The organism is Sphingopyxis sp. P8 (assembly GCF_020622175.1).
Taxonomy (GTDB): domain Bacteria; phylum Pseudomonadota; class Alphaproteobacteria; order Sphingomonadales; family Sphingomonadaceae; genus Sphingopyxis; species Sphingopyxis jiangsuensis.
The window spans coordinates 129,721-151,653 of sequence record NZ_JACNMK010000001.1 but is presented as its reverse complement, the minus strand read 5'-3'; the positions used below and the strand labels follow the sequence as shown (position 1 = coordinate 151,653).

The window sequence follows — 21,933 nt, the reverse complement described above, 5'->3', positions numbered from 1 at the left end:
AGGACCAAAAAGGGATGGACATGGCCCGCACCGACCCGCTGGCGTGACGCCCGAACGATAAGAAAGAGGACAAGTCGATGGCCAAAGCCGCTACTCCCGCGACAAAGAAAGCCGCACCGCGCCCCAGAGCCCCTGCAAAGGCCGGCGCGACCAAGGCCGCGCCCGCGCGCAAGCCCGTGAAAGCCAAGGCCGCTACCGCGCATCCGATCCGCGACCAGCTCGCCGCGACGCGCGACACGATCAAGTCCGAAGCCTCGAAAAAGGCCGCTTCGCTGAAGGGCGAGGCGACGACGTTGAAGAATCAGGCCTCGGCCAAGGCGCGCGACGCCGCGGCCAAGGGCAAGGACAAGGCCGCCGAAGCGGTCGGCAGCCTGGCCAAGCTGCTCGAAGACAGCGCGGGCACCGTCGACAGCAAATTCGGCAAGCAATATGGCGACTATGCCCGGTCGGCCGCCGCGACCGTCGCGGGCCTCGCCTCGACGCTCGACAAGAAAGATCTCGACGAGCTTGCCGCTTCGACCCGCGACATGGTCAAGAAGAACCCGGCCATTGCCGTCGGCGCGGCCACGGTGATCGGCTTTGTGCTTGCCCGGATGCTCAAGGGTGGATCGAATAACGACTGATCCGACATTGTCATCCGAACCCAACGTCCCGCCCCCGGAACCGGACGCGCCGACCTTTGGCGACGTCAGCCACGGCTATGCGCCGAAAGGACGCCCGCAGACTCCGCCGCCGGTGCCGCTGAAAGACATTGTGCGCGATGTCGTCGATGATCTGTCGGCGACCGCCAAGGCGGAACTGGCGCTGCTTGAAGCGCGCGGCGCGCTGGCCGGGCACGGCATCAAATGGGCGTCGGCGTGGGGCTTTGTCGCGGCGTGCGCGCTGCTCGTCGCGCTGCTGGCGGTCGCCTTTGGTGCGATCCTTGTGCTGGCGCCGCGCGTCGGCCCGCTCGCCGCGACGCTGATCGTCGTGCTGGCGCTGCTTGGCCTCGCCGCCATCGCCGCGTGGCGCGCGAAACGCAGCGCGGCGGACGTTCGCACCGCCTTTCGCAGCGACCTGATGCACGAAACGGGGGACGAATAATGCCGGGAACACGCGCGCGCCTGATCAACGCCGTCCGACGGTCGATGATCCAGCGCGCCGAGTTGCAACGCAAGATCGGGACCGCCCGCGATGCGTTCAAGCCCGCCGCACTCGTCGATCGCGGCAAATATCGGCTGAGCACGGCCATCAACGACACGGCCAAAGTCGCACGCGACGAATTTCGCGCCAACCGCCTGCCGATCACGCTTGCGGCAATCGCGGGGGTCGCGTGGCTGCTGCGCGAGCCGATCAAGGAATATGCGCCGCGTGCTGCGTCGCGCCTGCGCGACCTGGTCGATGGTGCCGTCGACAAATTTCGCCCCGGCGACGCGGGGCCGACCGATGACGAGATATTGGAGAATGACGATGAAACCGCTGAGTGAAACCGCCCGTGAAACCACCGCGAAGATGAGTGAAGTTGCGCAGAAAGCCGCCGATAATGCCAAGGCGACCGCCGAAACGGCGCGCGTGCGGCTGCAGGACGGATACGACCGCGCGCGCACCGCGACGAGCGAGTTGGCCGCGAAAGGGCGCGAGCAGGCCGATGCCGCGCGCGAAGCCGCCGGCGAAGCGCTCGAAAAGGGCAAGGCGCAGGCCAAGCGCGCCAACAGCAAGCTCAAGGATATTGCCGAAGACCAACCTCTGACGCTGCTGGCCGGTGCTGCGGCGATCGGCGCGCTCCTCGGCTCGCTGATCCCGAAGCGGCGCGACTAGTTTCCCACGATACTTGCCGTTACGGCGCGCCGCTGATAGGGGGCGCCACCTCCTCTCCCCGCGCTACACGGCAAGGATTGCATCGATGAGCAAATTGCACCTGGTTTTCGGCGGCCGCGTCAGCGACCCGCAGGGCCTCGATTTCGTCGACCTCGAAAAGCTCGACGTCGTCGGTCTGTTCCCCGACTATAAGTCGGCCGAAAAGGCCTGGCGCAGCGCCGCCCAGCGCACCGTCGACGACGCCGAAATGAAATATGTCGTCGTCCACCTGCACAAGCTGTTGCAGCCCGACGCGGAATAGGAGCGGTCAGGCGACGTAGCCGCGTCGCCCCCCGCGAAGGCGGCGGCGCCAGCACAGCGAAGCGCAAGGCCGATTGCAGCCCCCGCCTTCGCGGGGGTGACGATCAGTCAGCGGAAATTGTCGGCGTAGGCCTGGATCTTCAGCTTGCGCTCGGGCGTCGGGATGACCTCGGCATCGATCCCATAGCGCACGGCATAGGCCACCGCCTCGTCGCGCGTCGCGAAAGTCAGGCGAATCTGGCGGCGCGTGTCGCCGCTTCCGGCCCAGCCCATCAGCGGGTCGGCCTTGCGCGCCTCGGCGGGCGCAAATTCGAGCATCCAGCGGTCGGTCCCGGCACGCCCCGACTGCATCGCATTCTTGGGCTTCTGGAATATCCGCGCTTTCATTGGGTCCATCCTGAACTGGCTACCGATGGCGCCGCCTTAGCGCCAAGCGCAGTGCGCGAAAAGAGGAAAGGCGCCACCCTTCATCCTCGCCACGCTGGATCAAGGCGGCGACTGCTCCCTCGCACGAGAAAGGTGCTCCCCGGCGAAAGCCGGCGCCCAAGCGGCGCAGCGCTATCCCGCGCTGGACCCCGGCTTTCGCCAGGGAACAGCTTTTTGGCGATGGGTAGGATACCGGTCACGCGCCTGTCAGATATGGCGGCTATTGCGCATCGCGCCGCGCCTGCGCCGCCTTGGTCATCAGGGTCGGGCGCGCGCTTGCGGGGTCGTCGGGCCAGGGGTGCTTGGGATAGCGACCGCGCATCTCTTTCGCGACCTCGTGCCAGCTCCCCGCCCAGAAGGACGGCAGGTCGCGGCTCGTCTGGATCGGGCGGTGCGCGGGCGAGGTGAGCGCGAGGACGAGCGGCACCGGCGGCTCGCCAATCGTCGGGTGCCGCGTCAGCCCGAACATTTCCTGCACGCGCACACTGACGGTCGGCCCCGCCTCGGCGCCATAGTCGATGACATGGCGGCTGCCCGCGGGGGTCGCATAGTCGGCGGGCGCGAGCTTTTCGAGCCGCTGGCGCGCCGACCAGTCGAGCAGTCCCATCAGCGCGTCGACCAGCCTGCCGTCGCCGATGTCGCGCAGCCCGCGGCATCTTTCGAGCAGCGGCGCGAGCCAGAGGTCGAGGCTGTCGGCGAGCGCGGGGGCCGATAGCGTGTCGATCCCTGCGAAAGAGGCGCGTTGGCGCAGCGCCTGCGACGCCGGTCCCCAGCCGATCAGCCCCAGCCCCCTGTCGCGCACCGCCGCGAGCCGCACCCCAACATCGTCGTCGGCGGCGCTTTCGCGCGGAGCCTTGCCGCTCGCGAGCGCAATCGCACCAAGCCGCCGCTCGCGCCGATGATCGACACGGTCGGCGGCGGCATCATAGCTGCTCGCGGCGTGCTGGACGATCTGGCCCGCGAACAACGCCTCGACCTCGGCCGCGTCGACCGGCGCGGCGGCGAGGATGCGCACGCCCGCGGCATGGCCCTGCGCATCGGCAATCGCGAGCCATTCGCTGCCCGCGAGCTGTTCGGCGGGGTCGATGCGATAGGCGCGGCCGCCGACGCTGAGATATTCGCCGCGCTGTCCCGCGCGCTGCCGCGCGACGCGATCGGGCCAGGCGGTCGCGATCCAGCCGCCGAGCGTGCGCGGTTCGGCGACGGCGTCGCGGGGAGCCTGCCGGGCCGCCAGCGCGGCTAGGCGTTTGGCAAGACGTGCGGCGCCCTCGGCGCGCTCGCCGCGCGTCGCTCGCCACCGTCCGAGCCGCGCTTCGACATCGACGTTGCGTCCGCCAAGCCCCGGCTCGGTCAGCAACACCGCGAGCCGGCCGGCCAACTCCCCTTCCCCGGCGCACGCCGCTTCGATCAGCATATGCGCGAGCGGGACGGGAAGCGGGATCGCGGCAAGCGCCTGGCCGTGCGCGGTGATCCGCCCGTCACCGCCGAGCGCCCCGATCGCCTGCAATCGCGTCTTGGCGTCGGCTACGGATGCGGGCGATGGCGGATCGAGCCAGCCGAGCTGGCGCGGATCGATAATCCCCCAGCTCGCACAGTCGAGTACGACGGGCATCAGGTCGCTCTCGTGAATCTCGGGCGGGTCGAAGGGCGGCATCCCCGCGGTCGCCGCGGCCTCCCACAAACGATAGGCGACGCCCGTTCCCTGCCGCGCCGCGCGCCCGGCGCGCTGCGTCGCCGACGCCTGGCTCGCGCGCTCGGTCGCCAGCCGCGAAATCCCCGCCGCCTTGTCGAAACGCGGGCGGCGCGACAGGCCGGCGTCGATGACGATGCGCACGCCGTCGATCGTCAGGCTGGTTTCGGCGATGCTCGTCGCGAGGATCAGCTTGCGGTGGCGCGCAGGATCGCGCACGAGCGCCTTGCGCTGAAGCGCGGGGTCGATCTGGCCGTGCAGCCGGTGAACGACAAGCGGCAGTCCCGACGCCTCGACCGCTGCGGCGGCGCGCTCGATGTCCGCGACGCCGGGAAGAAAGGCGAGCATGTCGCCCTCGTCTTCCTCCGCCATCGCTTGCCGCACCGCCGCCAGAACCGACGCTTCGAGCCGGTCTTCGGCGCGGCGGCCGATGTGGCGCAGATCGAGCGGCCAGCTTCGCCCCTCGCTCTTCACCACCGGCGCGTCGCCAAGCAGCGCGCCGAAGCGCGCGCCGTCGAGCGTCGCCGACATGGCGAGCAGGCGAATTTCGTCGCGCAAGCCCTGCTGCGCATCCACCGCCAGCGCGAGCGCGAAATCGCTGTCGAGGCTGCGTTCGTGAACCTCGTCGAACAGCACCGCCGACACGCCCGCAAGCTCGGGATCGGCGAGGATGCGGTTGCGGAACAGCCCCGGCGTCATCACGAGCAGCCGCGTCGCCGCCGACTGCTTGCTGTCGAGGCGCGTCGCATAGCCGATCCTGCCGCCGACCGGCTCGCCCATCTCCTCGGCGATGCGTTCGGCGGCAGCGCGCGCGGCAAGCCGGCGCGGCGACAGCAGCCACACCTGCCCCTTGCACCACGGCTGGTCGAGCAGCGCGGGCGCGACGCGCGTCGTCTTGCCCGCGCCCGGCGGCGCGACAACGACGACATTGGGCTTGAGCAGCAGCGCCGCGAGAATGTCGGGCAGTACCGCGTCGATGGGAAGCAGAGTTCGCGTCATGTCCGCCTTGCAGGATTGCCCAGTTCAAGGTTCAGACGATAGGCCTCGGCCGCGAGCCGCGCGACGGCTTCGGCCGTCACCTCGGTCCCTTCGGTCATCACCAGATTGCCGAGTTCATATTTCCCGCTCGCCTTGATCCGGGCGTCGAACTCGCGCAGCCTTTTACCGCGCCAGAAACCCAGCAGCACACGATGTTCCTCGGCGCGGATCAGGATGCACGGTCCGTTCGCCATGAACACCAGATTGGTCCATTTGATTGTTTCATCGAAGGGCGCGGCCGCCATGATCGCCGCGCGCATCATTTCGCAGCGTTTGCGCTGCCAGCCCAACAGCGCGGCGATATAGGCGTCGGGGCTTTCGGCCGCTGGCCCCATCATTGGCATCATCCGTTCCCCCGAAAAGCCCCTCCCCTTCAGGAGTTTCAGGTCGGTCATGCCCCCGGCATGACCTAAACAGTCCGGGGGACTGTTTACCTGAAACTGGGTTGGGGTTGGGGCCGACGCCTTGCACAAGGCCGCTGGCCCCCACCCGCTGCGACTAGGCAGCAAGCTGCCAAGTCTCGCTGCCCTCCCCTGAAGGAGAGGGATTGCGGGTAATCTAATAAGCGCGCGCGACCGCAAAGGCGACCGCTTCGGTCAGCGCGGCCTTCGCCTGGCTCGGGCGGAAGCCGCCGATCGCATCGACCGCGCGCTGGCCATAGTGGCGCGCGCGCGCGAGCGTGTCGGCGATCGCGTCATGCTTGTGGAGCAGCGTGGTCGCATGGGCGAGATCCTCGTCCGATGCGCGGTGGCCGACGATCGCCTGTTTCCAGAAGTCGCGTTCCTCGGGCGTGCCACGCGCGTAGGCGAGGATGACGGGCAGCGTCACCTTGCCGTCGCGAAAGTCATCGCCGACGCCCTTCCCCATCGTCTCCGCGTCCGAAACATAGTCGATCGCATCGTCGACGAGCTGGAAGGCGATGCCAAGGTTGCGGCCATAGGCGTCGAGCGCCGCTTCGGTCGCCTCGTCGCGCTCGGCGACGACCGCGGCGATCTTGCACGCCGCCGCGAACAGCTCGGCGGTCTTGGCGTTGATGATCGCGAGATACTGGTCCTCGCTCGTCTCGATCCGCCGCTGGGCGGAGAGCTGGTTGACCTCTCCCTCGGCGATCACTGCGGAGGCACGGCTCAATATCTTGAGCACCTTGAGCGAGCCGTCCTCGACCATCACCTCGAAGGCGCGGCTGAACAGGAAATCGCCGACGAGCACCGACGCGCTGTTGCCCCAGATCAGGTTCGCGGTCTTGCGCCCGCGGCGCAGGTCCGACCCGTCGACGACATCATCGTGGAGCAGGGTCGCGGTGTGGATGAACTCGACCGCCGCGGCGAGCTTGCAGTGGCGCCGGCCCGGATAGTCGAGCAATCGCCCGCAGGCGAGCGTCAGCATCGGCCGCATCCGTTTCCCGCCGCCGGCGATCAGATGCCCCGCAAGCTCGGGGATCAGCGGCACTTCGGACTGCATCCGGTCGAGGATGACCGCGTTGACCTCGTTCATGTCGGCGGCGACAAGCGCCATCATCGGATCGAGCGAAGGCGGCTTCTCTCCGTGAAGCTGGTGGATATCGGCTGTCATGACGTGCGCTGCCTTGGCCGTGCACCGGCGAATTTGCAACGACTTTCGGCTTGCCAGCGCCCCCTTCGCGGTGCCAAGCGTGCCCGGCCAGAGGGAGGAAGGCGCATGAACGACGAGTTGAGCCGCTATCGACAGAGCATCGACAATATCGACGCCGCGCTCGTCTATATGCTCGCCGAGCGGTTCAAGGTGACCAAGGCGGTGGGCGAACTCAAGGCGCGCATCGACCTGCCCCCCGCCGACCCCGACCGCGAGGCGCGCCAGATCGACCGGCTGCGCTCCCTGGCGCGCGAGGCCGACCTCGACCCCGAATTCAGCGAGAAGTTCCTGCGCTTCATCATCGACGAGGTGATCCGCCATCACGAACATCTGAAGCGCGAGGCGGGTGCTTGACGCTCGATCACCCGATCTTCGCGCGCTGGCCCGCAGAGCATCCCGATCGCCTGCAGCTTTTTTCGGCGCCGACGCCGAATGGCGTGAAGGTCGGCATCATGCTGGAGGAATGCGGGCTCCCCTATGAACCGCACCGCATCGACATCGGCGCGAACGAAAGCCACGACCCCGCCTTCCTGGCGCTCAACCCCAACGGCAAGATTCCGGCGATCTACGACCCCGACGGGCCGAACGGTTCGCCGCTGGCGCTGTCCGAATCGGGCGCGATCCTGCTCTACCTCGCCGACAAATGCGGCCAGTTCATCGCCGCCGACCCCAATGCACGGTATGCGACGATCCAGTGGGTGATGTGGCAGATGGGCGGCGTCGGGCCGATGTTCGGCCAGCTCGGCTTTTTCCACAAATTCGCGGGCCGCGACTTTGAGGACAAGCGCCCGCGCGACCGCTACGCCGCCGAATCCGCGCGGCTGCTTGGCGTGCTCGACGAACGGCTGGCGACGCGGGCGTGGGTGATGGGCGATGATTACAGCATCGCCGATATTTCGCTGCTCGGCTGGGTGCGCAATCTGATCGGATTTTACGAGGCCGCGGAGATCGTCAGGTTCGAACGGTTCGGCAATGTCAGGCGCTGGCTCGATGCGGGGCTGGCAAGACCGGGGGTGCAGCGCGGGCTGGTGGTGACGGCGGCCTGACGCGGATTGTCGTTCTGTCGCGGACAATTAAGCCGCCGTCATCCCGGCGGAGGCCGGGATCCCACCGGTGTGCCGACGTCATGGATCCCGGATCAAGTCCGGGATGACGAAGGTCTGGTAACGACCAAAAAGTGACATTCACAGTATCGTCACCCCGGACTTGATCCGGGGTCCCGCTTCTATGGCGCCGCTGAGCGGGACCCCGGGTCAAGCCCGGGGTGACGAGGGAATTATTGAACGTCCACTCCCCACCCCATATCGGCCGTTCACTGCGGATCTGGGGGTAATGGCTGCAAACGACCGATTGCGGACGATAAAGCGGCAGCCGGATTTTAGCGAAGAATATTGATCGCAATTATTGCCGCAATAATTGCCAAGGCAAAAAGCACCCGCCTCCCTGGCACGAGTGACACCCACATTCCATCTTCGGCAATCAGGCCACTTTCAAGCCCAACGCTAGAAGGCGAAATTCCTGTTTTACGACATATCGCTCGGGAAAAACGGTCCCAAACATCGGGTCGCTTGGCCTCTTCGGGGGGCAGTTGCGCCATCAACGCGGCGTAAACATCGCCGACTGTCGACCATTGAGCTGCATCCGAATAATCAAGACGAACCCCAAACTCGCTCTCGACCTCTTCAATGGCGGAAATTTCGTCACCATCGCCGCCTAGGCCGACATTTGCGTAATCCGCGTTCATATGGCTAAGCTAACGTCATCACCCGCGCCTGTCGATGTCAGCTCCCCACCCCAAAGCCGCCAAACTATCCCGCCGGCAACCGCAGCCGGACGAGCAATCCGCCCAGATCCTCGCTTTCCTCGAGCACGATCGTCCCGCCGTAGATTTCCGCCACGTCGCGCACGATCGCAAGACCCAGACCGGTGCCCGGCTTGCCGCTGTCGAGGCGGACGCCGCGGTCGAAGATGCGCGAGCGGTCGGCGGGCGAGATACCGGGGCCGTCGTCCTCAACGAGCATTTCGGCGGAGGAACCATCGCGCTGAATCGTGACGAAGACGCTGCCGCCGCCATATTTTGCGGCGTTTTCGAGGAGGTTTCCGACCAGTTCGTCGAGGTCCTGCCGCTCGACGCGCGCGACAAGCTCCTTGTCGCCCGCCAGATCAAGCCGCGCGTCGGGATAGAGGAGCGCAACGGCGCGCGACACGCTCTCGACGCTGTCATGGACGTTGGCCCGCGCCTGCGTGGCGCCGCGGCGGCCGACGGCGCGCGCGCGGGCAAGGTGATGTTCGACCTGCCGCTGCATCGTCGCCGCCTCGCGCCGGATCGTGTGGGCGAGCGGCGTCGTGTCGCCCGCGGCGGTGTTGAGCAGGACGGTCAGCGGCGTCTTCAGCGCATGCGCGAGGTTGCCCGCGTGCAACCGCGCCTCTTCTGCCTGCTTTTCGTTATGCGCGAGCAGCGCATTGAGCTCTTCGACCATCGGCTGGACTTCGAGCGGCAGCGGCGCATCGACCCGCCGGTTCTCGCCGCCGCGCATCGCCGCGATCGCGCGGCGAATATGGCGTAGCGGCCAGAGACCGTAGAATGTCTGGAGCGCGGCCAATATGATGAGGCCGACGCCGAGCAGGACAAGGCTGGGGATCAACGTCTGCCGCACCGCGCGGATCTGGGTATCGAGCGTCTCGCGCGACTGGGCGATCTGGAAACGCCAGCGCGTGTCGCTGCCCGGCAGCAATATGTCGCGTTCGAGCACGCGCAGTTCCTCTTCGGGAAACTGCTGACTGTCATAGGTGTGCAGCGCCTCGTCGTCGTGCGCCTGCGACGTCACAAGGCGGCGTTCCCACAGTGACCGCGACGAATAGGGCTCCTGCCGTCCGCCGCTGATCTGCCAGTAGAGCCCGCTATAGGGCTCGAGGAAGCGCGGATCGCCCAGCGGCTCGATCATCCGCACCTCGCCATCGGGGCCGATTTCCGACGAGCGGATCATCGACATCAGCACATATTCGAGGTTCGAATCGAAATTGCGGGTGATTGCACTCGTGAGCACGCGGTCGAGCGCAAAGCCGCCACCGAACAGCAGCAGCGTGATCCACAGCGCGGCTATCGCAATCATGCGCCGCGCGAGCGAACCCGTGATGCGGCTGGTCAGCGCCGCCGGCCGGTCCGCCGCGTCGGGGTCTGGCGCGACCGTCGGGGCGGCTTCGGCGTCGGCCATCGCCACGCCCAGCCTAGGCTTGCGGGTCGTCGAGCTGGTAGCCGAGTCCGCGGATCGTCGTGATGATATCGGCGCCGAGCTTCTTGCGGATGCGCGTCACGAAAACCTCGATCGTGTTCGAATCGCGGTCGAAATCCTGATCATAGATGTGCTCGATCAGCTCGGTGCGCGACACGACCTTACCCTTGTGGTGGAGCAGGTAGGACAAGAGCTTATATTCCTGCGCGGTCAGCTTCACCGGCTCGCCCGAGAGCGTTACGCGGCCCGAGCGCGTGTCGAGGCGTACGGGGCCAGCGGTCAGTTCGCTCGATGCATTGCCCGAGGCGCGGCGGATCAGCGCGCGCAGGCGTGCGATCAGTTCTTCGGTCTGGAACGGCTTGGCGAGATAATCGTCGGCGCCCGCATCGAGCCCCGCCACCTTGTCCGACCAGCTGTCGCGCGCGGTGAGCACGAGCACCGGAAAATTGCGCTTTTCGCGCCGCCAGCGATCGAGCACGGTCAGCCCGTCAATCTCGGGCAGGCCAAGGTCGAGGATCGCCGCATCATAGCTTTCGGTCGAGCCGAGGAAATGGCCATCCTCGCCGTCGGTGGCGAGATCGACGGCATAGCCCGCCCCTTCGAGCGTCGCCTTGAGCTGCGGGCCCAGCGTGGGTTCGTCCTCGACAATCAAAATCCGCATTCAGGCGCCTTTCCTTTGCGTACCGGCATACGCCGGTCGCACGTTGCCGACTGTTTATCAACTCCCGGCGATCATCGCAAAATGTCGTTTGGGGAAGCCGTCGAATTTCCGGGGGCTCAGGGCTTGCGGCCGACGATCCGGCCGGTGCGGGCATCGACATAGACGATCACGACCTGCGACCCGTCCATGAATTTGAGCGCATAGATCATCCGCCCCGCATCGAACTGCGGCCCGCCCAGATAGGTCATGTCGCTATATGGCGCGCGCGACTGCACTTCGGCGACGAGCCGGTTGAGCGGGATCACCTGTCCCTGTGCAGCCGCTTCGCGCAGATTATTCTGGTCGCGGTCGCCGCGCGCGAGCGCGGGCGTTCCTGCGGCAGCGAGCAGCGCAATAGTCAGGGCAAGGGTCAAAGTTCGGATCATGGAGCCTTCCTAGTGCGCCCGCTTTGAATAGCCGATGAATGGCGCAGTCAAGAAGGATTAGGATTCGCCGCGCTTCTATTGTGAGCGTGACCGCATTGCCCGGAGGCAATGGTGGGCGCGACAGGGATTGAACCTGTGACCCCACCCGTGTGAAGGGTGTGCTCTACCGCTGAGCTACGCGCCCGTTCCGGTGCCTGCCGCTGATCGCGGCGTCCGAAAGCCGGACGTCCATAGCCGCTCGTACCGGGATTGCAACGGCGATTTGAACCGCCGGGGCCTTCGATACAATTCGGGCCGCAGCTTGCGCTACGGCCCGACTGTCATTCGTCAAATAAGACTGCCGATCAGTTGACGGCGTCCTTCAGGGCCTTGCCGGCCTTGAACTTCGGCTGGTTCGATGCCGCGATGGTCATCGTTTCGCCGGTGCGCGGGTTGCGACCCGTCGAAGCCTTGCGCTTGCTGACAGCGAAGGTACCGAAGCCGACGAGGCGGACTTCGCCGCCCTTCTTCAGCGTGCCGGTGATCGCGTCAAACACGCCTTCGACGGCCTTGCTGGCATCGCCCTTGGTGAGGCCGCTCGAATCTGCGACGGCGGCGATCAGGTCTTGTTTGTTCATGCCTAAGGAACCCCTGCAATATGGTTGGATAACTGATTCATGGCCCGAAGCCATGGCGCGCCACTAACGCTGTTTCGCCCCGCCTTGTCAAAGCAAAAAATGGCTAAAAACGCGCCTAAATGACGTTTATGCGACGAAAAGACGGCTCGACAAGCGCAGATTTACGTCAGGTCAGTGACGAATCGGGTTCTCGGGGTCCGCGCCCGGCGCAATCGGCGGCGAGGCGGCGAGTTCGTCCGCTTCGGTCCATTCGATCGGCTCGACGGGGCCTGCCAGCGCCTCGGCGAGAACCTGGTCGACGTGGCTCACCGGGACGATCTTCAGCTTGTCGGTGATGTTCGCCGGAATCTCGACCAGATCCTTTTCATTTTCCTCGGGAATCAGGACCGTCGTGATCCCGCCGCGGAGCGCCGCGAGCAGCTTTTCCTTGAGGCCGCCGATCGCAAGCACGCGTCCGCGCAGCGTCACCTCGCCGGTCATGGCAACGTCCCTGCGCACCGCGATTCCCGTAAGCGTCGAGATCATTGCGGTTACCATCCCGACACCGGCAGACGGCCCGTCCTTGGGAACGGCGCCTTCGGGCAAGTGGATATGAATGTCCTTGCGCGCGAACAGGCTAGGACGGATGCCATAGGCCGGCGCGCGTGCCTTCACAAACGACAGCGCGGCCTGTACCGACTCGGTCATAACCTCGCCGAGCTTGCCCGTCGTCCGGACTTGTCCCTTGCCCGACGCCGTGACCGCCTCGATCGTCAACAATTCGCCGCCGACCTCGGTCCAGGCGAGCCCCGTGACCGCGCCGACCTGGTCCTCTTGGTCGCCGACTCCGTGGCGGAATTTTTGCACGCCCGAAAATTCGGACAGGTTGTCGGGGGTGATGGTGACGCTCTCGGCCTTGCCCTCGAGTATCTTGCGCAGCGCCTTGCGCGCGAGCCGCGCAATCTCGCGCTCGAGCGTGCGGACGCCCGCCTCGCGCGTATAATAGCGGATCAGGTCGCGCAGCCCCTCTTCGGTCAGTTCGAATTCGCCGTCTTTCAGACCATGCGCCTCGACCTGCTTGGCGATCAGGTGGCGCTTGGCGATTTCGACCTTCTCGTCCTCGGTGTAGCCTTCGAGCCGGATGATCTCCATGCGGTCGAGCAGCGGCTGCGGCAGGTTGAGCGAGTTCGCCGTCGTCACGAACATCACATCCGAAAGATCGACGTCGATTTCGAGATAATGGTCGTTGAACTTGCTGTTCTGCTCGGGATCGAGCACCTCGAGCAGCGCCGATGCCGGATCGCCGCGGAAGTCCTGGCCAAGCTTGTCGATTTCGTCGAGCAGGAACAGCGGGTTCATCGCCCCCGCCTTTTTCAGGTTGGTGACGATCTTGCCCGGTAGCGAGCCGATATAGGTACGCCGATGGCCGCGGATCTCGGCCTCGTCGCGCACGCCGCCGAGCGACTGGCGCACGAACTCGCGCCCCGTCGCCTTGGCGATGCTGCGCCCGAGCGAGGTCTTGCCCACGCCCGGCGGGCCGACGAGGCACAGGATCGGCCCCTTCAGCTTGTTGGTACGCGCCTGCACCGCCAGATATTCGACGATCCGGTCCTTGACCTTTTCGAGCGCATAATGGTCGTCGTCGAGGACGGCCTGCGCCTTGGCGATATCCTTTTTCAGCTTTGACTTCTTGCCCCACGGCAGGCCGATCAGCGTGTCGAGATAATTGCGGACCACGGTCGCCTCGGCGGACATCGGCGCCATTGCACGCAGCTTCTTGAGCTCCGCCTGCGCTTTCGCCTTGGCTTCCTTTGACATTTTCAGGCTGTCGATCTTGAGCTGGAGTTCGGCGAGGTCGTCGCCTCCTTCGCCGTTATCGTTGCCGAGCTCGCGCTGGATCGCCTTCAGCTGCTCGTTCAGATAATATTCGCGCTGGCTCTTCTCCATCTGGCGCTTCACGCGGCCGCGGATCTTCTTTTCGACCTGCAGCACGCCAAGTTCGCCCTCCATGAAGGCAAAGACCATTTCGAGCCGCTTCGCGGGCGCATCCTCGACGAGCAATGCCTGCTTGTCGGACACCTTGATGTTGAGATTGCCCGCAACCGAGTCGGCAAGCCGCGAGGCGTCGTCGATCTGCGACAGCTGCACCGCGGTTTCGGCCGGCATCTTCTTGTTGAGCTTCGCATAGTTTTCGAACTGGTCGACCACCGAGCGCATCAGCGCGGCGGTATCGACGCTCTCGTCGACGGCGTCGGCGATCGGCTTGACCGTCGCCATCACCGCCTGCCCCTCGGTTTCGAGCGCCGCGAGCTTCGCGCGCTGCTTGCCCTCGACGAGCACGCGGACCGTGCCGTCGGGAAGTTTGAGCAATTGCAAGACGGTGGCGACGACACCGACGTCATACAGGTCGTCGCGCTGCGGATCGTCCTCGCCGGGATCGAGCTGCGCGACGAGGAAGATTTCCTTGTCGCTTTCCATCGCGGCTTCGAGCGCGGCGACCGAGCGGTCGCGGCCGACGAACAGCGGAACGATCATATGGGGAAAAACAACAATGTCGCGCAGCGGCAACAGGGGAAAAGATTGCGTCATCGGGACTCCTGGGCGACCGTCCAATATGGACGCTCCGCCCTTCTTATAGGCTGTTGATCGCTAATATGGCGTAACTTCGCACGCATTCAATGTAGGAGTGCTGAACGGACGGACGTGGAACCCCTTGCCGTTCGTCCCGAGGAGCCATTGAGCTTGTCGAAATGGCGTCTCGAAGGACGCGGGACAGGGCACTCGGCCCTTCGAGACGGGGCTTCGACGGGCTCAGCCCCTCCTCGGAGCGAACGGAGCATGGAAACGCCCGGTCAGAACGGCAGCTTGAAACCCGGTGGAAGCGGCAGGCCGCTTGTCATCTTGCCCATTTCTTCCTGGCTTGCGTGATCGGCTTTCTCACGCGCATCGTTGAACGCTGCGGCTAGCAGATCTTCGAGCATCTGCTTTTCGCCGGGAACGATCAGGCTGTCGTCGATGTCGATCGCCTTGATCCGCCCCTTGGCGCTCGCGCGAATCTTGACGAGGCCGCCGCCTGAAACGCCTTCAACCTCGACAGCATCGAGTTTCGCCTGCGCTTCCTGCATCTGCGCCTGCACGGTCGCCGCGGCTTCCTGCGCCGCCTTCATCATTTCTTCGATCGATTTCATGATCCCGTCCTATGCCGATTGTCGGGCGAGGCTTCAAGTTTTGCGTCGGGAAAAGCCGCCAGAGCGGCCTTTACGACCGGCAACTCGCGAATCCGCGCTTCATTGTCCGCCAGCTTGGCCGCCCGCATCTGGCCGAGACTGGGGCGCCCCTCGCCCTCGTCGGTCCGCACCTGCCAGCGGCTGCCGGTCGCGGCGAACAAGGCTTCGGAGATGTCGCGTGCAAAGCCGTCGCCCAGCGCCGGGGCCGGCGCATAGGCCAGCACCCCGGGATCGAGCGCGATAATGTTGAGGTGATCGTAAACAAGGCCCGCAAGCCTGTGATGTCCCGCCGTTTCGAGAAGGTGGTGAAGCTGTGCGGCGGTCAGCGAAGGCGGTTCGGAAGCGGAGCCTTCCGGTGCACCAGAGGTCGCGTCGACCGCCGCCTGGTCCGGTGCCGTTGACGCCGCCGGTGCGCCGGGCGCCGCTGTGCGGACACCGCCCGATTCGAGCAGCTTTGCCAGTTCGCCCGGATCGGGCATCGCCGCGGCATAGATGACGCGCAGCAAGAGCATTTCGAGATGTTCGAGCGGATTGTTCGCGCGCAGCACCTCGTCATGCCCTTTGAGGAGCAGCTGCCAAAGGCGGTTGAGCGGCGCGAAACCCATTTTTTGCGCCCATTCGGCGATACGCTCGCGATCCGCCGCGGCGAGCGCCGGGTCGTCATGGCGCGACACTTTCGCAAGCGTCACCGCATGCGTCAGCTCCATCAGCCCGCGCACCATCGCAATCGGCTCGATCCCCAGCGCATATTGCGCGCGCGCCAAATCGATCGCGCCGCCTGCCTCGCCTTCGAGGATCGTCGTCATCAACTGCGCGATCGCCGACCGGTCCGAAAGCCCCAGCATCGCGCGGACCTGCTCGGCGCTGATCTTGCCGCCGCCATCGAGGTCCGCGTGGGCAATCGCCTGGTCGAGGATCGACAGCCCGTCGCGCACCGATCCTTCGGCAGCACTGGCAATCAACCAGATTGCCGGCGCTTCCGCCTCGACGCCTTCCTTTTGCAGGATGGAGCTGAAATGCGCGAACAGCATGTCGGGGGTAATGCGGCGCAGGTCGAAACGCTGGCACCGCGACAGCACCGTAACCGGCACCTTGTTGATCTCGGTCGTCGCGAAGAGGAATTTGACGTGTGCGGGCGGCTCTTCGAGCGTTTTGAGCAGCGCATTGAAGGCGTTACGCGACAACATGTGCACTTCGTCGATGATATAGATTTTGTAGCGCGCCGACACGGCGGCATAGCGCACCGCCTCGATAATCTCGCGCACATCGTCGACGCCGGTGTTCGATGCGGCGTCCATCTCGATCACGTCGATATGGCGGCCTTCGGTGATCGCGCGGCACGGTTCGCACACGCCGCACGGATCGATCGTCGGCCCGCCCTGCCCGTCGGGGCCGATGCAGTTCAGCGCCTTGGCGATCAGGCGCGCGGTCGAGGTTTTGCCGACACCGCGCACCCCGGTCATCAGGAAGGCATGGGCCAGCCGGTCGCGCGCGATCGCATTGCCCAGCGTCTTGACCATCGCATCCTGCCCGATCAGCTCGGCAAAGGTCTGCGGGCGATATTTGCGCGCGAGCACGCGGTACGGGCCCGACGACGCCTGCGGCGCAGTCTCGGGCAGGTCCATGCCCAGCATCGGGGTATCGTCGTCGGCGGAATCGCTCATGGCCCCGTCTTAGGGGGACGCCGCGGTCTTGTCGAAGGGGGAAATGGGTGGGAGCCGGAACGACCCGCAGCGAATTCGTTGCGGCTGCTTCCTTCCGGACCTGACCGGGTTGGCGAAGACTGCGTCCGCCCGACTCCCGCGGCGCATATGGCGGGGGATGAAGGGAAATGCAAGGTCGGCCATTAAGTCGGCTTTGGGGTGGGGAGTGGACGTTGGGATAGTATCATGCCCTCCCCTTCAGGGGAGGGCAGCGAAACTTGGCAGCTTGCTGCCTAGTTGCAGCGGGTGGGGTCCATCGCCCTTGCGCAAGGCCGATGGACCCCACCCCAACCCCTCCCCTGAAGGGGAGGGGCTTTATGCCCGCAATCGATCGCTTACAGACCTTCGTCATCCCGGACTTGATCCGGGATCCATTCGCCCAGCGTCGGAAGAATAGATCCCGGATCAAGTCCGGGATGACGATGAATGAGGGGCTGCTTTCGCCCGCTACCGCTCAACCGGCGCCCTGCATATTCCGGCTTTCATCCGGAATATGCACCGTCAGCCCGTCCATTTCCTCGGTGAGCACGATCTGGCACGACAGGCGGCTCGTGCGCCGCACCCCGGCGGCGAGGTCGAGCATATCCTCTTCCTCCTCGCTCGCGGGCGGGAGGCGGTCGAAATCCTCTTTCGCGACGATGACGTGGCAGGTCGAGCAGGCCATCTGCCCCTCGCACGTCCCTTCGAGCGGCATCAGATGCGCCTGCGCGACGTCGAGCAGCACGTCGCCGGGCGCCGCCTCGGCCTCGGTGCGGCCCTTGCCGTCGGCGTGGATGAAGGTGACGCGCATCAATTCACTCCCTGCAGCCGCGCGGCCGTCTTGATCGCTTCCAGCCCTTCGCGCAATTCGGCCTCGCTGGTATAGCGTCCCCAGCCGAGGCGGATCGAGGCGCGTGCATCGCCCTCGCTCACGCCCATCGCGCGCAGCACATGGCTGACCTTGCCCGACCCGCTGCCGCAGGCGCTGCCGAGCGAAAAGGCGACTTCGCGCGCGTCGGACATCAGGCGCAGGCCGTTCACGCCCTCGCGCCGCACGTTGAGATTGCCGTGATAGCGCCGCGACGCATCGCCGTTGAGCGACCATTCAGGAAGCATGTCCATCGCGAGCGACCAGAGCCGTTCGACATGCGCGACGTCGCTATCCATGCGCTCGGCCGCGAGCGCCGCTGCCGCGCCGAACCCCGCACAAAGCGCGGGCGACACGGTGCCCGAGCGCATCCCCTGTTCCTGCGCGCCGCCGACCATCAGCGGTTCCAGGTCGACGCCGTCGCGCACCCATAATGCGCCGATTCCCTTGGGGCCGTGGATCTTGTGCGCCGACACGGCGATCAAATCGGGGCCGTCGGGGATCGCGATGCGCCCAAAGCCCTGCACCGCGTCGCAGAGCAAAAGACTGTTCTTCGCATGGGCGGCGGCGGCGAAATCGGCGACCGGCTGGATCGTCCCGACCTCGTTGTTCACAAGCATCGCCGCGACGATACCGCCCTCTGGAATCAGTGCCTCGTCGGGCGGCAGGGCGAGACCTTCGCCATCGACCGGAAGGATCGTCGCGTTCAACCGCTCCAGACATTGCAACGATGCCGCATGTTCGATGCTGAGCCCCGCAATCCCGCCCGGCTTCGCTTCAGCCCCGCGAAACAGCGCCCAGTTGAGCGCCTCGGTCGCGCCCGAAGTGAAATAGACGCGCCCGCCCCTGGGCAGCAGCGCCGCGACCTGGTCGCGCGCCACCTCGACCGCCGCCGCGGCGGCACGCCCCGCCTTGTGCGTGCTCGACGGATTGGCAAAGCCGTCGCCTTCGCCCGGCCCATCGAGCCAGCGCAGCATCGCTTCGCGCGCCTCGGGGGCGAGCGGCGTAGTGGCTTGATAGTCGAGGTAGATCATAGGGCGCATCTGCCTGCTAATCCCGCCAGTGTCGAGCCGCTTCCCCTCCCCGTCACCGCGGACTTGATCCGGGGTCCATTCACGCAGCGCTGGAAGGATGGACCCCGGATCAAGTCCGGGGTGACGAAAGAGTCAAACGGCTCTCCCAGCCCATTTTTGCGAACGATTCGCAAAAGTTGCATGTTGAGACCTATTTTCTATATAGGCGCCATCTTCGCTCCGCCACCCCGCCGCCTCGGCGAATCGGTGACAAGCCTCAGATCATGAAGGTGCCCCAATGCCCGACGTCATTTTTCCCGGCCCCGAGGGCCGCATCGAAGGCCGTTTCTCTCCGCCGCCGCGTCCGCGCGCACCTGTCGCCCTGATCCTGCATCCGCACCCGCAGGGCGGCGGCACGATGAACGACCGTATCACGCAGGCGATGTACAAGAGCTTTGTCGCGCGCGGCTTTGCTGTGCTGCGCTTCAATTTTCGCGGAGTCGGACGCAGCCAGGGCACCTTCGACAATGGCATCGGCGAACTGTCCGACGCCGCCTCGGCGCTCGACTGGGTGCAGTCGATCCATCCCGAGGCGCAGACGACGTGGGTCGCGGGCTTCAGCTTCGGCGCGTGGATCGGGATGCAGCTGCTGATGCGCCGCCCCGAAATTCGCGGCTTCCTGTCGGTCGCGCCGCCGGCGAACATGTATGATTTCAGCTTCCTCGCCCCCTGCCCCTCGTCGGGCATCATCGTCGCGGGCGGGCAGGACGAGATCGTGCCGCCGGCCGCGGTGCAAAAGCTGGTCGACAAGCTGCGCACGCAAAAGGGCATCACGATCCACCACGACGAGATCCCGCGCGCGAACCATTTCTTCGAACATGAGCTCGAGCAGCTGATGAAGTCGCTCGACAATTATCTGGATATGCGGCTCGCGCCCGATTCGCCGATCCGCTAAACCCGTCATCGCGAGGAGCGAAGCGACGAAGCGATCTCCAGCATGCGGCAGTTCACGCCGATGGCTGGAGATTGCTTCGCTGCGCTCGCAATGGCGGTGAGACTATTTCACCGGCACCAGCCAGATCGCGACGTTGGCGAACATCACCAGCGCGGCAACCAGCATCAGCAGCGCGCGGCGCCGGTCGCCCGACCGGAATACGAACACCGCCCCGCCGAGCAATGCGATTCCGCCGAGCATCACGATCGAGAGCAAAAGGTCACCCATATCGCGCGCTCTAGGGCGCACACCTGTGGCGGTCAAATCGGCTTTGTGACATAATCGCGTCGAAAAGCGCGCGCGGCTTATGGCCAATTCGCGGCGCTTCGCCTAAAGGGCCGACATCGATTCCTTGACGAACAGCGGGAGCCGCGCCGATGCGCATCGCCATTGCCTCTGACCACGCCGCATGGGAGCTGAAAGCCGCCCTTGCCGACTGGCTGCGCGGCGAGGGGCACGAGGTCGCCGACCTCGGCACCGATGGCCCCGACAGCGTCGACTATCCCGATTATGGCTATCGCCTTGCCGAAGCCGTCGCCGACGGCAGCGCCGAGCGCGGCGTTGCGCTGTGCGGTTCGGGCATCGGCATCTCGATCTCGGTCAATCGCAACCCCGCGTGCCGCTGCGCGCTCGTCGGCGAACCGCTGTCGGCCAAGCTCGCGCGCGAGCATAATGATGCGAACGTCATCGCGATGGGCGCGCGGCTGACCGGCATCGACATGGCGAAGGCTTGCCTGACGGCTTTTCTGACCACCGAATTCGCGGGCGACCGCCACGCGCGCCGCGTCGATAAATTGTCCAATCCCTCCTTCAATCCTCCCCATCTGGAGACCAGCCGATGACCACAGAAACACTCGACAAGCCCATCAAATCGGCCGGTTATTTCACCGACGGCGTCGGCACGACCGACCCCGCGGTTGCGGCGGCGATGAAGCATGAGCTGGAGCGCGAGCAATATCAGATCGAGCTGATCGCTTCGGAAAACATCGTGTCGAAGGCGGTGCTCGAAGCGCAGGGCAGCGTCTTCACCAACAAATATGCCGAAGGCTATCCGGGGCGCCGCTATTATCAGGGCTGCGCGCCGTCGGACGAGGTCGAACGGCTTGCGATCGACCGCGCGAAGCAGCTTTTCGATTGCGGCTATGCCAATGTCCAGCCGCACTCGGGCGCGCAGGCGAACGGCGCGGTGATGCTCGCGCTGTCCAAGCCGGGCGCGACGATTCTCGGCATGAGCCTCGACGCGGGCGGGCACCTGACGCACGGCGCGCCGCCGGCGATGTCGGGCAAATGGTTCAACGCCGTTCAATATGGCGTGCGCGCCGACGACCATCTCGTCGATTTCGACCAGGTCGAGGCGCTGGCCAAGGAACATCGCCCCTCGCTGATCATCGCGGGCGGCTCGGCCTATCCGCGCACGCTCGATTTCGCGCGCTTCCGCGCGATTGCCGACGATGTCGGCGCGCTGCTGATGGTCGATATGGCGCATTTCGCAGGGCTCGTTGCGGGCGGGGCGCACCCGTCGCCGCTGCCGCACGCGCATGTCGTGACCACGACGACGCACAAGACGCTGCGCGGTCCGCGCGGCGGCATGATCCTGACCAATGACGAAGCGATCGCCAAGCGCATCAATTCGGCGGTCTTCCCCGGCCTGCAGGGCGGCCCGCTGATGCATGTCATCGCGGCGAAGGCGGTCGCCTTTGGCGAGGCGCTGCGCCCCGAGTTCAAGGATTATGCGAAGGCAACGATCGCCAATGCGCAGGCGCTCGCGAACCGGCTCAAGGCACGCGGCGCCGATGTCGTCGCGGGCGGCACCGACACGCACCTCGCGCTGATCGACCTGCGCCCGCTCGGCGTGACCGGGCGCGACGCCGACGAGGCGCTCGAACGCAGCGCGATCACGTGCAACAAGAATGGCGTCCCCTTCGATCCGCTGCCGCCGGTCAAGACCAGCGGCATCCGCGTCGGATCGCCCGCGGGCACGACGCGCGGCTTCGGCATCGCCGAGTTCGAAGCGATCGGCGATATGGTCGCCGACGTGCTGGAGGCGCTGCGCGACAAGGGCGAGCATGGCGACGCCGATGTCGAGGCCGACGTCCGCGGCCGCGTGCGCGCGCTCTGCGAACGCTTCCCCATCTATCAGGGATAGGATCATGGCGCGGCAAAGCCCCGAGGAACCGACGCTCGTCGAACTGACGATCGAAGAGGTCAAGGCCATGGGCAAGCAGGGGATGAAACACCCCTCGACCCCCACGGTGCTGACCGGCGGCGTCATCGGGGCTGCTGCGGGACTCGTCCTCCCCGTCATTTCGTGGCCCGTCGGATTGCTCGCCGGAGCCGCGGTTGCGCTTTACACGCGGGTGAAGCGCTAAACG

Annotated in this window: 26 protein-coding genes, 1 tRNA gene and 1 other RNA gene; 11 read left to right on the top strand and 17 right to left on the bottom strand. The window is 65.9% G+C overall.

Annotation, left to right across the window (positions count from 1 at the left end; all coding sequences use genetic code 11):
- Positions 1 to 77: 77 nt before the first annotated feature.
- From H7692_RS00725 to H7692_RS00705, 5 genes are all read left to right on the top strand, one after another.
- Complete coding sequence (locus H7692_RS00725; protein WP_201924966.1) at positions 78 to 623, top strand: hypothetical protein; 546 nt, start codon at positions 78 to 80, stop codon at positions 621 to 623.
- Positions 604 to 1,083 carry a phage holin family protein gene (locus H7692_RS00720; protein WP_227339605.1) on the top strand — a complete coding sequence of 160 codons (480 nt, stop codon included), beginning with the start codon at positions 604 to 606 and terminating at the stop codon, positions 1,081 to 1,083. Before H7692_RS00725 ends, H7692_RS00720 begins: the two co-directional genes overlap by 20 nt.
- Positions 1,083 to 1,466 (top strand): hypothetical protein, encoded by a 384-nt coding sequence (locus H7692_RS00715; protein ID WP_222136266.1) that lies wholly within the window; start codon positions 1,083 to 1,085, stop codon positions 1,464 to 1,466. The genes H7692_RS00720 and H7692_RS00715 overlap by 1 nt, the downstream gene beginning before the upstream one ends.
- Complete coding sequence (locus tag H7692_RS00710; protein ID WP_201924963.1) at positions 1,450 to 1,797, top strand: hypothetical protein; 348 nt, start codon at positions 1,450 to 1,452, stop codon at positions 1,795 to 1,797. The genes H7692_RS00715 and H7692_RS00710 overlap by 17 nt, the downstream gene beginning before the upstream one ends.
- Positions 1,798 to 1,882: 85 nt before the next feature.
- Positions 1,883 to 2,098, top strand: a complete 216-nt coding sequence (locus H7692_RS00705; RefSeq protein ID WP_201924961.1) for a DUF4170 domain-containing protein — start codon at positions 1,883 to 1,885, stop codon at positions 2,096 to 2,098.
- Between the two features lie 107 nt (positions 2,099 to 2,205).
- On the opposite strand, the gene H7692_RS00700 is transcribed toward H7692_RS00705, so the two are convergent.
- From H7692_RS00700 to H7692_RS00685, 4 genes are all read right to left on the bottom strand, one after another.
- Entirely contained in the window at positions 2,206 to 2,484 is a 279-nt protein-coding gene (locus H7692_RS00700; RefSeq protein WP_201927191.1) for an ETC complex I subunit, read from the bottom strand.
- A gap of 259 nt (positions 2,485 to 2,743) precedes the next feature.
- Positions 2,744 to 5,212 (bottom strand): ATP-dependent helicase HrpB, encoded by a 2,469-nt coding sequence (gene hrpB, locus H7692_RS00695; RefSeq protein WP_227339603.1) that lies wholly within the window; start codon positions 5,210 to 5,212, stop codon positions 2,744 to 2,746.
- Positions 5,209 to 5,646, bottom strand: a complete 438-nt coding sequence (locus H7692_RS00690) for a DUF1801 domain-containing protein (protein WP_227339601.1) — start codon at positions 5,644 to 5,646, stop codon at positions 5,209 to 5,211. The genes hrpB and H7692_RS00690 overlap by 4 nt, the downstream gene beginning before the upstream one ends.
- A 163-nt stretch (positions 5,647 to 5,809) precedes the next feature.
- Positions 5,810 to 6,823: a polyprenyl synthetase family protein gene (locus tag H7692_RS00685; RefSeq protein WP_201924957.1), complete on the bottom strand. Its 1,014-nt coding sequence runs from the start codon at positions 6,821 to 6,823 to the stop codon at positions 5,810 to 5,812.
- A gap of 105 nt (positions 6,824 to 6,928) precedes the next feature.
- Here H7692_RS00685 and H7692_RS00680 point away from each other — a divergent pair, with 105 nt between their 5' ends.
- Together H7692_RS00680 and H7692_RS00675 are read left to right on the top strand one after the other, a co-directional pair.
- Positions 6,929 to 7,216, top strand: coding sequence for a chorismate mutase (locus H7692_RS00680; protein WP_201924955.1), 288 nt, complete (start codon positions 6,929 to 6,931; stop codon positions 7,214 to 7,216).
- On the top strand, positions 7,213 to 7,908 hold the full coding sequence (locus H7692_RS00675; RefSeq protein ID WP_222136268.1) for a glutathione S-transferase N-terminal domain-containing protein: 696 nt from the start codon (positions 7,213 to 7,215) through the stop codon (positions 7,906 to 7,908). Before H7692_RS00680 ends, H7692_RS00675 begins: the two co-directional genes overlap by 4 nt.
- Positions 7,909 to 8,240: 332 nt before the next feature.
- Here the strand turns inward: H7692_RS00675 and H7692_RS00670 are convergent, their stop codons facing one another.
- The 12 genes from H7692_RS00670 to H7692_RS00615 form a co-directional block, all read right to left on the bottom strand.
- Positions 8,241 to 8,606, bottom strand: a complete 366-nt coding sequence (locus H7692_RS00670; RefSeq protein WP_222136269.1) for a hypothetical protein — start codon at positions 8,604 to 8,606, stop codon at positions 8,241 to 8,243.
- Between the two features lie 64 nt (positions 8,607 to 8,670).
- Positions 8,671 to 10,077, bottom strand: a complete 1,407-nt coding sequence (locus tag H7692_RS00665; protein ID WP_222136270.1) for a sensor histidine kinase — start codon at positions 10,075 to 10,077, stop codon at positions 8,671 to 8,673.
- A gap of 13 nt (positions 10,078 to 10,090) precedes the next feature.
- The gene (locus H7692_RS00660; protein ID WP_201924946.1) at positions 10,091 to 10,756 is read right to left on the bottom strand and encodes a response regulator transcription factor; all 666 of its coding nucleotides are present in this window, start codon (positions 10,754 to 10,756) and stop codon (positions 10,091 to 10,093) included.
- A gap of 116 nt (positions 10,757 to 10,872) precedes the next feature.
- Positions 10,873 to 11,181 carry a hypothetical protein gene (locus tag H7692_RS00655; RefSeq protein ID WP_201924944.1) on the bottom strand — a complete coding sequence of 103 codons (309 nt, stop codon included), beginning with the start codon at positions 11,179 to 11,181 and terminating at the stop codon, positions 10,873 to 10,875.
- 109 nt (positions 11,182 to 11,290) lie between these two features.
- Positions 11,291 to 11,365: transfer RNA gene (locus H7692_RS00650), tRNA-Val, on the bottom strand.
- Between the two features lie 160 nt (positions 11,366 to 11,525).
- Positions 11,526 to 11,798 (bottom strand): HU family DNA-binding protein, encoded by a 273-nt coding sequence (locus tag H7692_RS00645; RefSeq protein WP_201924942.1) that lies wholly within the window; start codon positions 11,796 to 11,798, stop codon positions 11,526 to 11,528.
- A 171-nt stretch (positions 11,799 to 11,969) separates the two neighbouring features.
- Positions 11,970 to 14,366 (bottom strand): endopeptidase La, encoded by a 2,397-nt coding sequence (lon, locus tag H7692_RS00640; protein ID WP_222136271.1) that lies wholly within the window; start codon positions 14,364 to 14,366, stop codon positions 11,970 to 11,972.
- Positions 14,367 to 14,629: 263 nt separating this feature from the next.
- Positions 14,630 to 14,965: a YbaB/EbfC family nucleoid-associated protein gene (locus tag H7692_RS00635; protein WP_201924938.1), complete on the bottom strand. Its 336-nt coding sequence runs from the start codon at positions 14,963 to 14,965 to the stop codon at positions 14,630 to 14,632.
- Positions 14,962 to 16,668, bottom strand: a complete 1,707-nt coding sequence (locus H7692_RS00630) for a DNA polymerase III subunit gamma/tau (RefSeq protein WP_413541437.1) — start codon at positions 16,666 to 16,668, stop codon at positions 14,962 to 14,964. Before H7692_RS00630 ends, H7692_RS00635 begins: the two co-directional genes overlap by 4 nt.
- 43 nt (positions 16,669 to 16,711) lie before the next feature.
- Positions 16,712 to 16,809: signal recognition particle sRNA small type (gene ffs / locus H7692_RS00625), an RNA gene on the bottom strand.
- 352 nt (positions 16,810 to 17,161) lie between these two features.
- Positions 17,162 to 17,500, bottom strand: a complete 339-nt coding sequence (locus H7692_RS00620; protein ID WP_201924934.1) for a 2Fe-2S iron-sulfur cluster-binding protein — start codon at positions 17,498 to 17,500, stop codon at positions 17,162 to 17,164.
- Positions 17,497 to 18,588, bottom strand: coding sequence for a cysteine desulfurase family protein (locus H7692_RS00615; protein ID WP_222136273.1), 1,092 nt, complete (start codon positions 18,586 to 18,588; stop codon positions 17,497 to 17,499). The genes H7692_RS00620 and H7692_RS00615 overlap by 4 nt, the downstream gene beginning before the upstream one ends.
- A gap of 277 nt (positions 18,589 to 18,865) precedes the next feature.
- Here H7692_RS00615 and H7692_RS00610 point away from each other — a divergent pair, with 277 nt between their 5' ends.
- Complete coding sequence (locus H7692_RS00610; RefSeq protein ID WP_201924930.1) at positions 18,866 to 19,522, top strand: alpha/beta hydrolase; 657 nt, start codon at positions 18,866 to 18,868, stop codon at positions 19,520 to 19,522.
- A gap of 102 nt (positions 19,523 to 19,624) precedes the next feature.
- On the opposite strand, the gene H7692_RS00605 is transcribed toward H7692_RS00610, so the two are convergent.
- Complete coding sequence (locus H7692_RS00605; RefSeq protein WP_201924928.1) at positions 19,625 to 19,789, bottom strand: hypothetical protein; 165 nt, start codon at positions 19,787 to 19,789, stop codon at positions 19,625 to 19,627.
- Between the two features lie 149 nt (positions 19,790 to 19,938).
- Between H7692_RS00605 and rpiB the strand changes: the two genes are divergently transcribed.
- The 3 genes from rpiB to H7692_RS00590 are packed head-to-tail and all read left to right on the top strand — an operon-like array spanning position 19,939 to position 21,930.
- On the top strand, positions 19,939 to 20,403 hold the full coding sequence (gene rpiB, locus H7692_RS00600; protein ID WP_201924926.1) for a ribose 5-phosphate isomerase B: 465 nt from the start codon (positions 19,939 to 19,941) through the stop codon (positions 20,401 to 20,403).
- Positions 20,400 to 21,707, top strand: a complete 1,308-nt coding sequence (gene glyA / locus H7692_RS00595; RefSeq protein ID WP_222136275.1) for a serine hydroxymethyltransferase — start codon at positions 20,400 to 20,402, stop codon at positions 21,705 to 21,707. The genes rpiB and glyA overlap by 4 nt, the downstream gene beginning before the upstream one ends.
- A 4-nt stretch (positions 21,708 to 21,711) precedes the next feature.
- A complete protein-coding gene (locus H7692_RS00590) occupies positions 21,712 to 21,930 on the top strand; it encodes a hypothetical protein (protein ID WP_201924922.1) in 219 nt (72 codons plus the stop codon).
- Positions 21,931 to 21,933 lie beyond the last annotated feature (3 nt).

Bases quoted from the DNA above. Each gene is read 5' to 3' on its own strand.
- H7692_RS00725 (WP_201924966.1), top strand. From the start codon at position 78: ATGGCCAAAGCCGCTACTCCCGCGACAAAGAAAGCCGCACCGCGCCCC.
- H7692_RS00715 (WP_222136266.1), top strand. From the start codon at position 1,083: ATGCCGGGAACACGCGCGCGCCTGATCAACGCCGTCCGACGGTCGATG.
- H7692_RS00710 (WP_201924963.1), top strand. From the start codon at position 1,450: ATGAAACCGCTGAGTGAAACCGCCCGTGAAACCACCGCGAAGATGAGT.
- H7692_RS00705 (WP_201924961.1), top strand. From the start codon at position 1,883: ATGAGCAAATTGCACCTGGTTTTCGGCGGCCGCGTCAGCGACCCGCAG.
- H7692_RS00700 (WP_201927191.1), bottom strand. From the start codon at position 2,484: ATGAAAGCGCGGATATTCCAGAAGCCCAAGAATGCGATGCAGTCGGGG.
- hrpB (WP_227339603.1), bottom strand. From the start codon at position 5,212: ATGACGCGAACTCTGCTTCCCATCGACGCGGTACTGCCCGACATTCTC.
- H7692_RS00690 (WP_227339601.1), bottom strand. From the start codon at position 5,646: ATGACCGACCTGAAACTCCTGAAGGGGAGGGGCTTTTCGGGGGAACGG.
- H7692_RS00685 (WP_201924957.1), bottom strand. From the start codon at position 6,823: ATGACAGCCGATATCCACCAGCTTCACGGAGAGAAGCCGCCTTCGCTC.
- H7692_RS00680 (WP_201924955.1), top strand. From the start codon at position 6,929: ATGAACGACGAGTTGAGCCGCTATCGACAGAGCATCGACAATATCGAC.
- H7692_RS00670 (WP_222136269.1), bottom strand. From the start codon at position 8,606: ATGAACGCGGATTACGCAAATGTCGGCCTAGGCGGCGATGGTGACGAA.
- H7692_RS00665 (WP_222136270.1), bottom strand. From the start codon at position 10,077: ATGGCCGACGCCGAAGCCGCCCCGACGGTCGCGCCAGACCCCGACGCG.
- H7692_RS00660 (WP_201924946.1), bottom strand. From the start codon at position 10,756: ATGCGGATTTTGATTGTCGAGGACGAACCCACGCTGGGCCCGCAGCTC.
- H7692_RS00655 (WP_201924944.1), bottom strand. From the start codon at position 11,181: ATGATCCGAACTTTGACCCTTGCCCTGACTATTGCGCTGCTCGCTGCC.
- H7692_RS00645 (WP_201924942.1), bottom strand. From the start codon at position 11,798: ATGAACAAACAAGACCTGATCGCCGCCGTCGCAGATTCGAGCGGCCTC.
- lon (WP_222136271.1), bottom strand. From the start codon at position 14,366: ATGACGCAATCTTTTCCCCTGTTGCCGCTGCGCGACATTGTTGTTTTT.
- H7692_RS00635 (WP_201924938.1), bottom strand. From the start codon at position 14,965: ATGAAATCGATCGAAGAAATGATGAAGGCGGCGCAGGAAGCCGCGGCG.
- H7692_RS00630 (WP_413541437.1), bottom strand. From the start codon at position 16,668: ATGAGCGATTCCGCCGACGACGATACCCCGATGCTGGGCATGGACCTG.
- H7692_RS00615 (WP_222136273.1), bottom strand. From the start codon at position 18,588: ATGATCTACCTCGACTATCAAGCCACTACGCCGCTCGCCCCCGAGGCG.
- H7692_RS00610 (WP_201924930.1), top strand. From the start codon at position 18,866: ATGCCCGACGTCATTTTTCCCGGCCCCGAGGGCCGCATCGAAGGCCGT.
- H7692_RS00605 (WP_201924928.1), bottom strand. From the start codon at position 19,789: ATGGGTGACCTTTTGCTCTCGATCGTGATGCTCGGCGGAATCGCATTG.
- rpiB (WP_201924926.1), top strand. From the start codon at position 19,939: ATGCGCATCGCCATTGCCTCTGACCACGCCGCATGGGAGCTGAAAGCC.
- glyA (WP_222136275.1), top strand. From the start codon at position 20,400: ATGACCACAGAAACACTCGACAAGCCCATCAAATCGGCCGGTTATTTC.
- H7692_RS00590 (WP_201924922.1), top strand. From the start codon at position 21,712: ATGGCGCGGCAAAGCCCCGAGGAACCGACGCTCGTCGAACTGACGATC.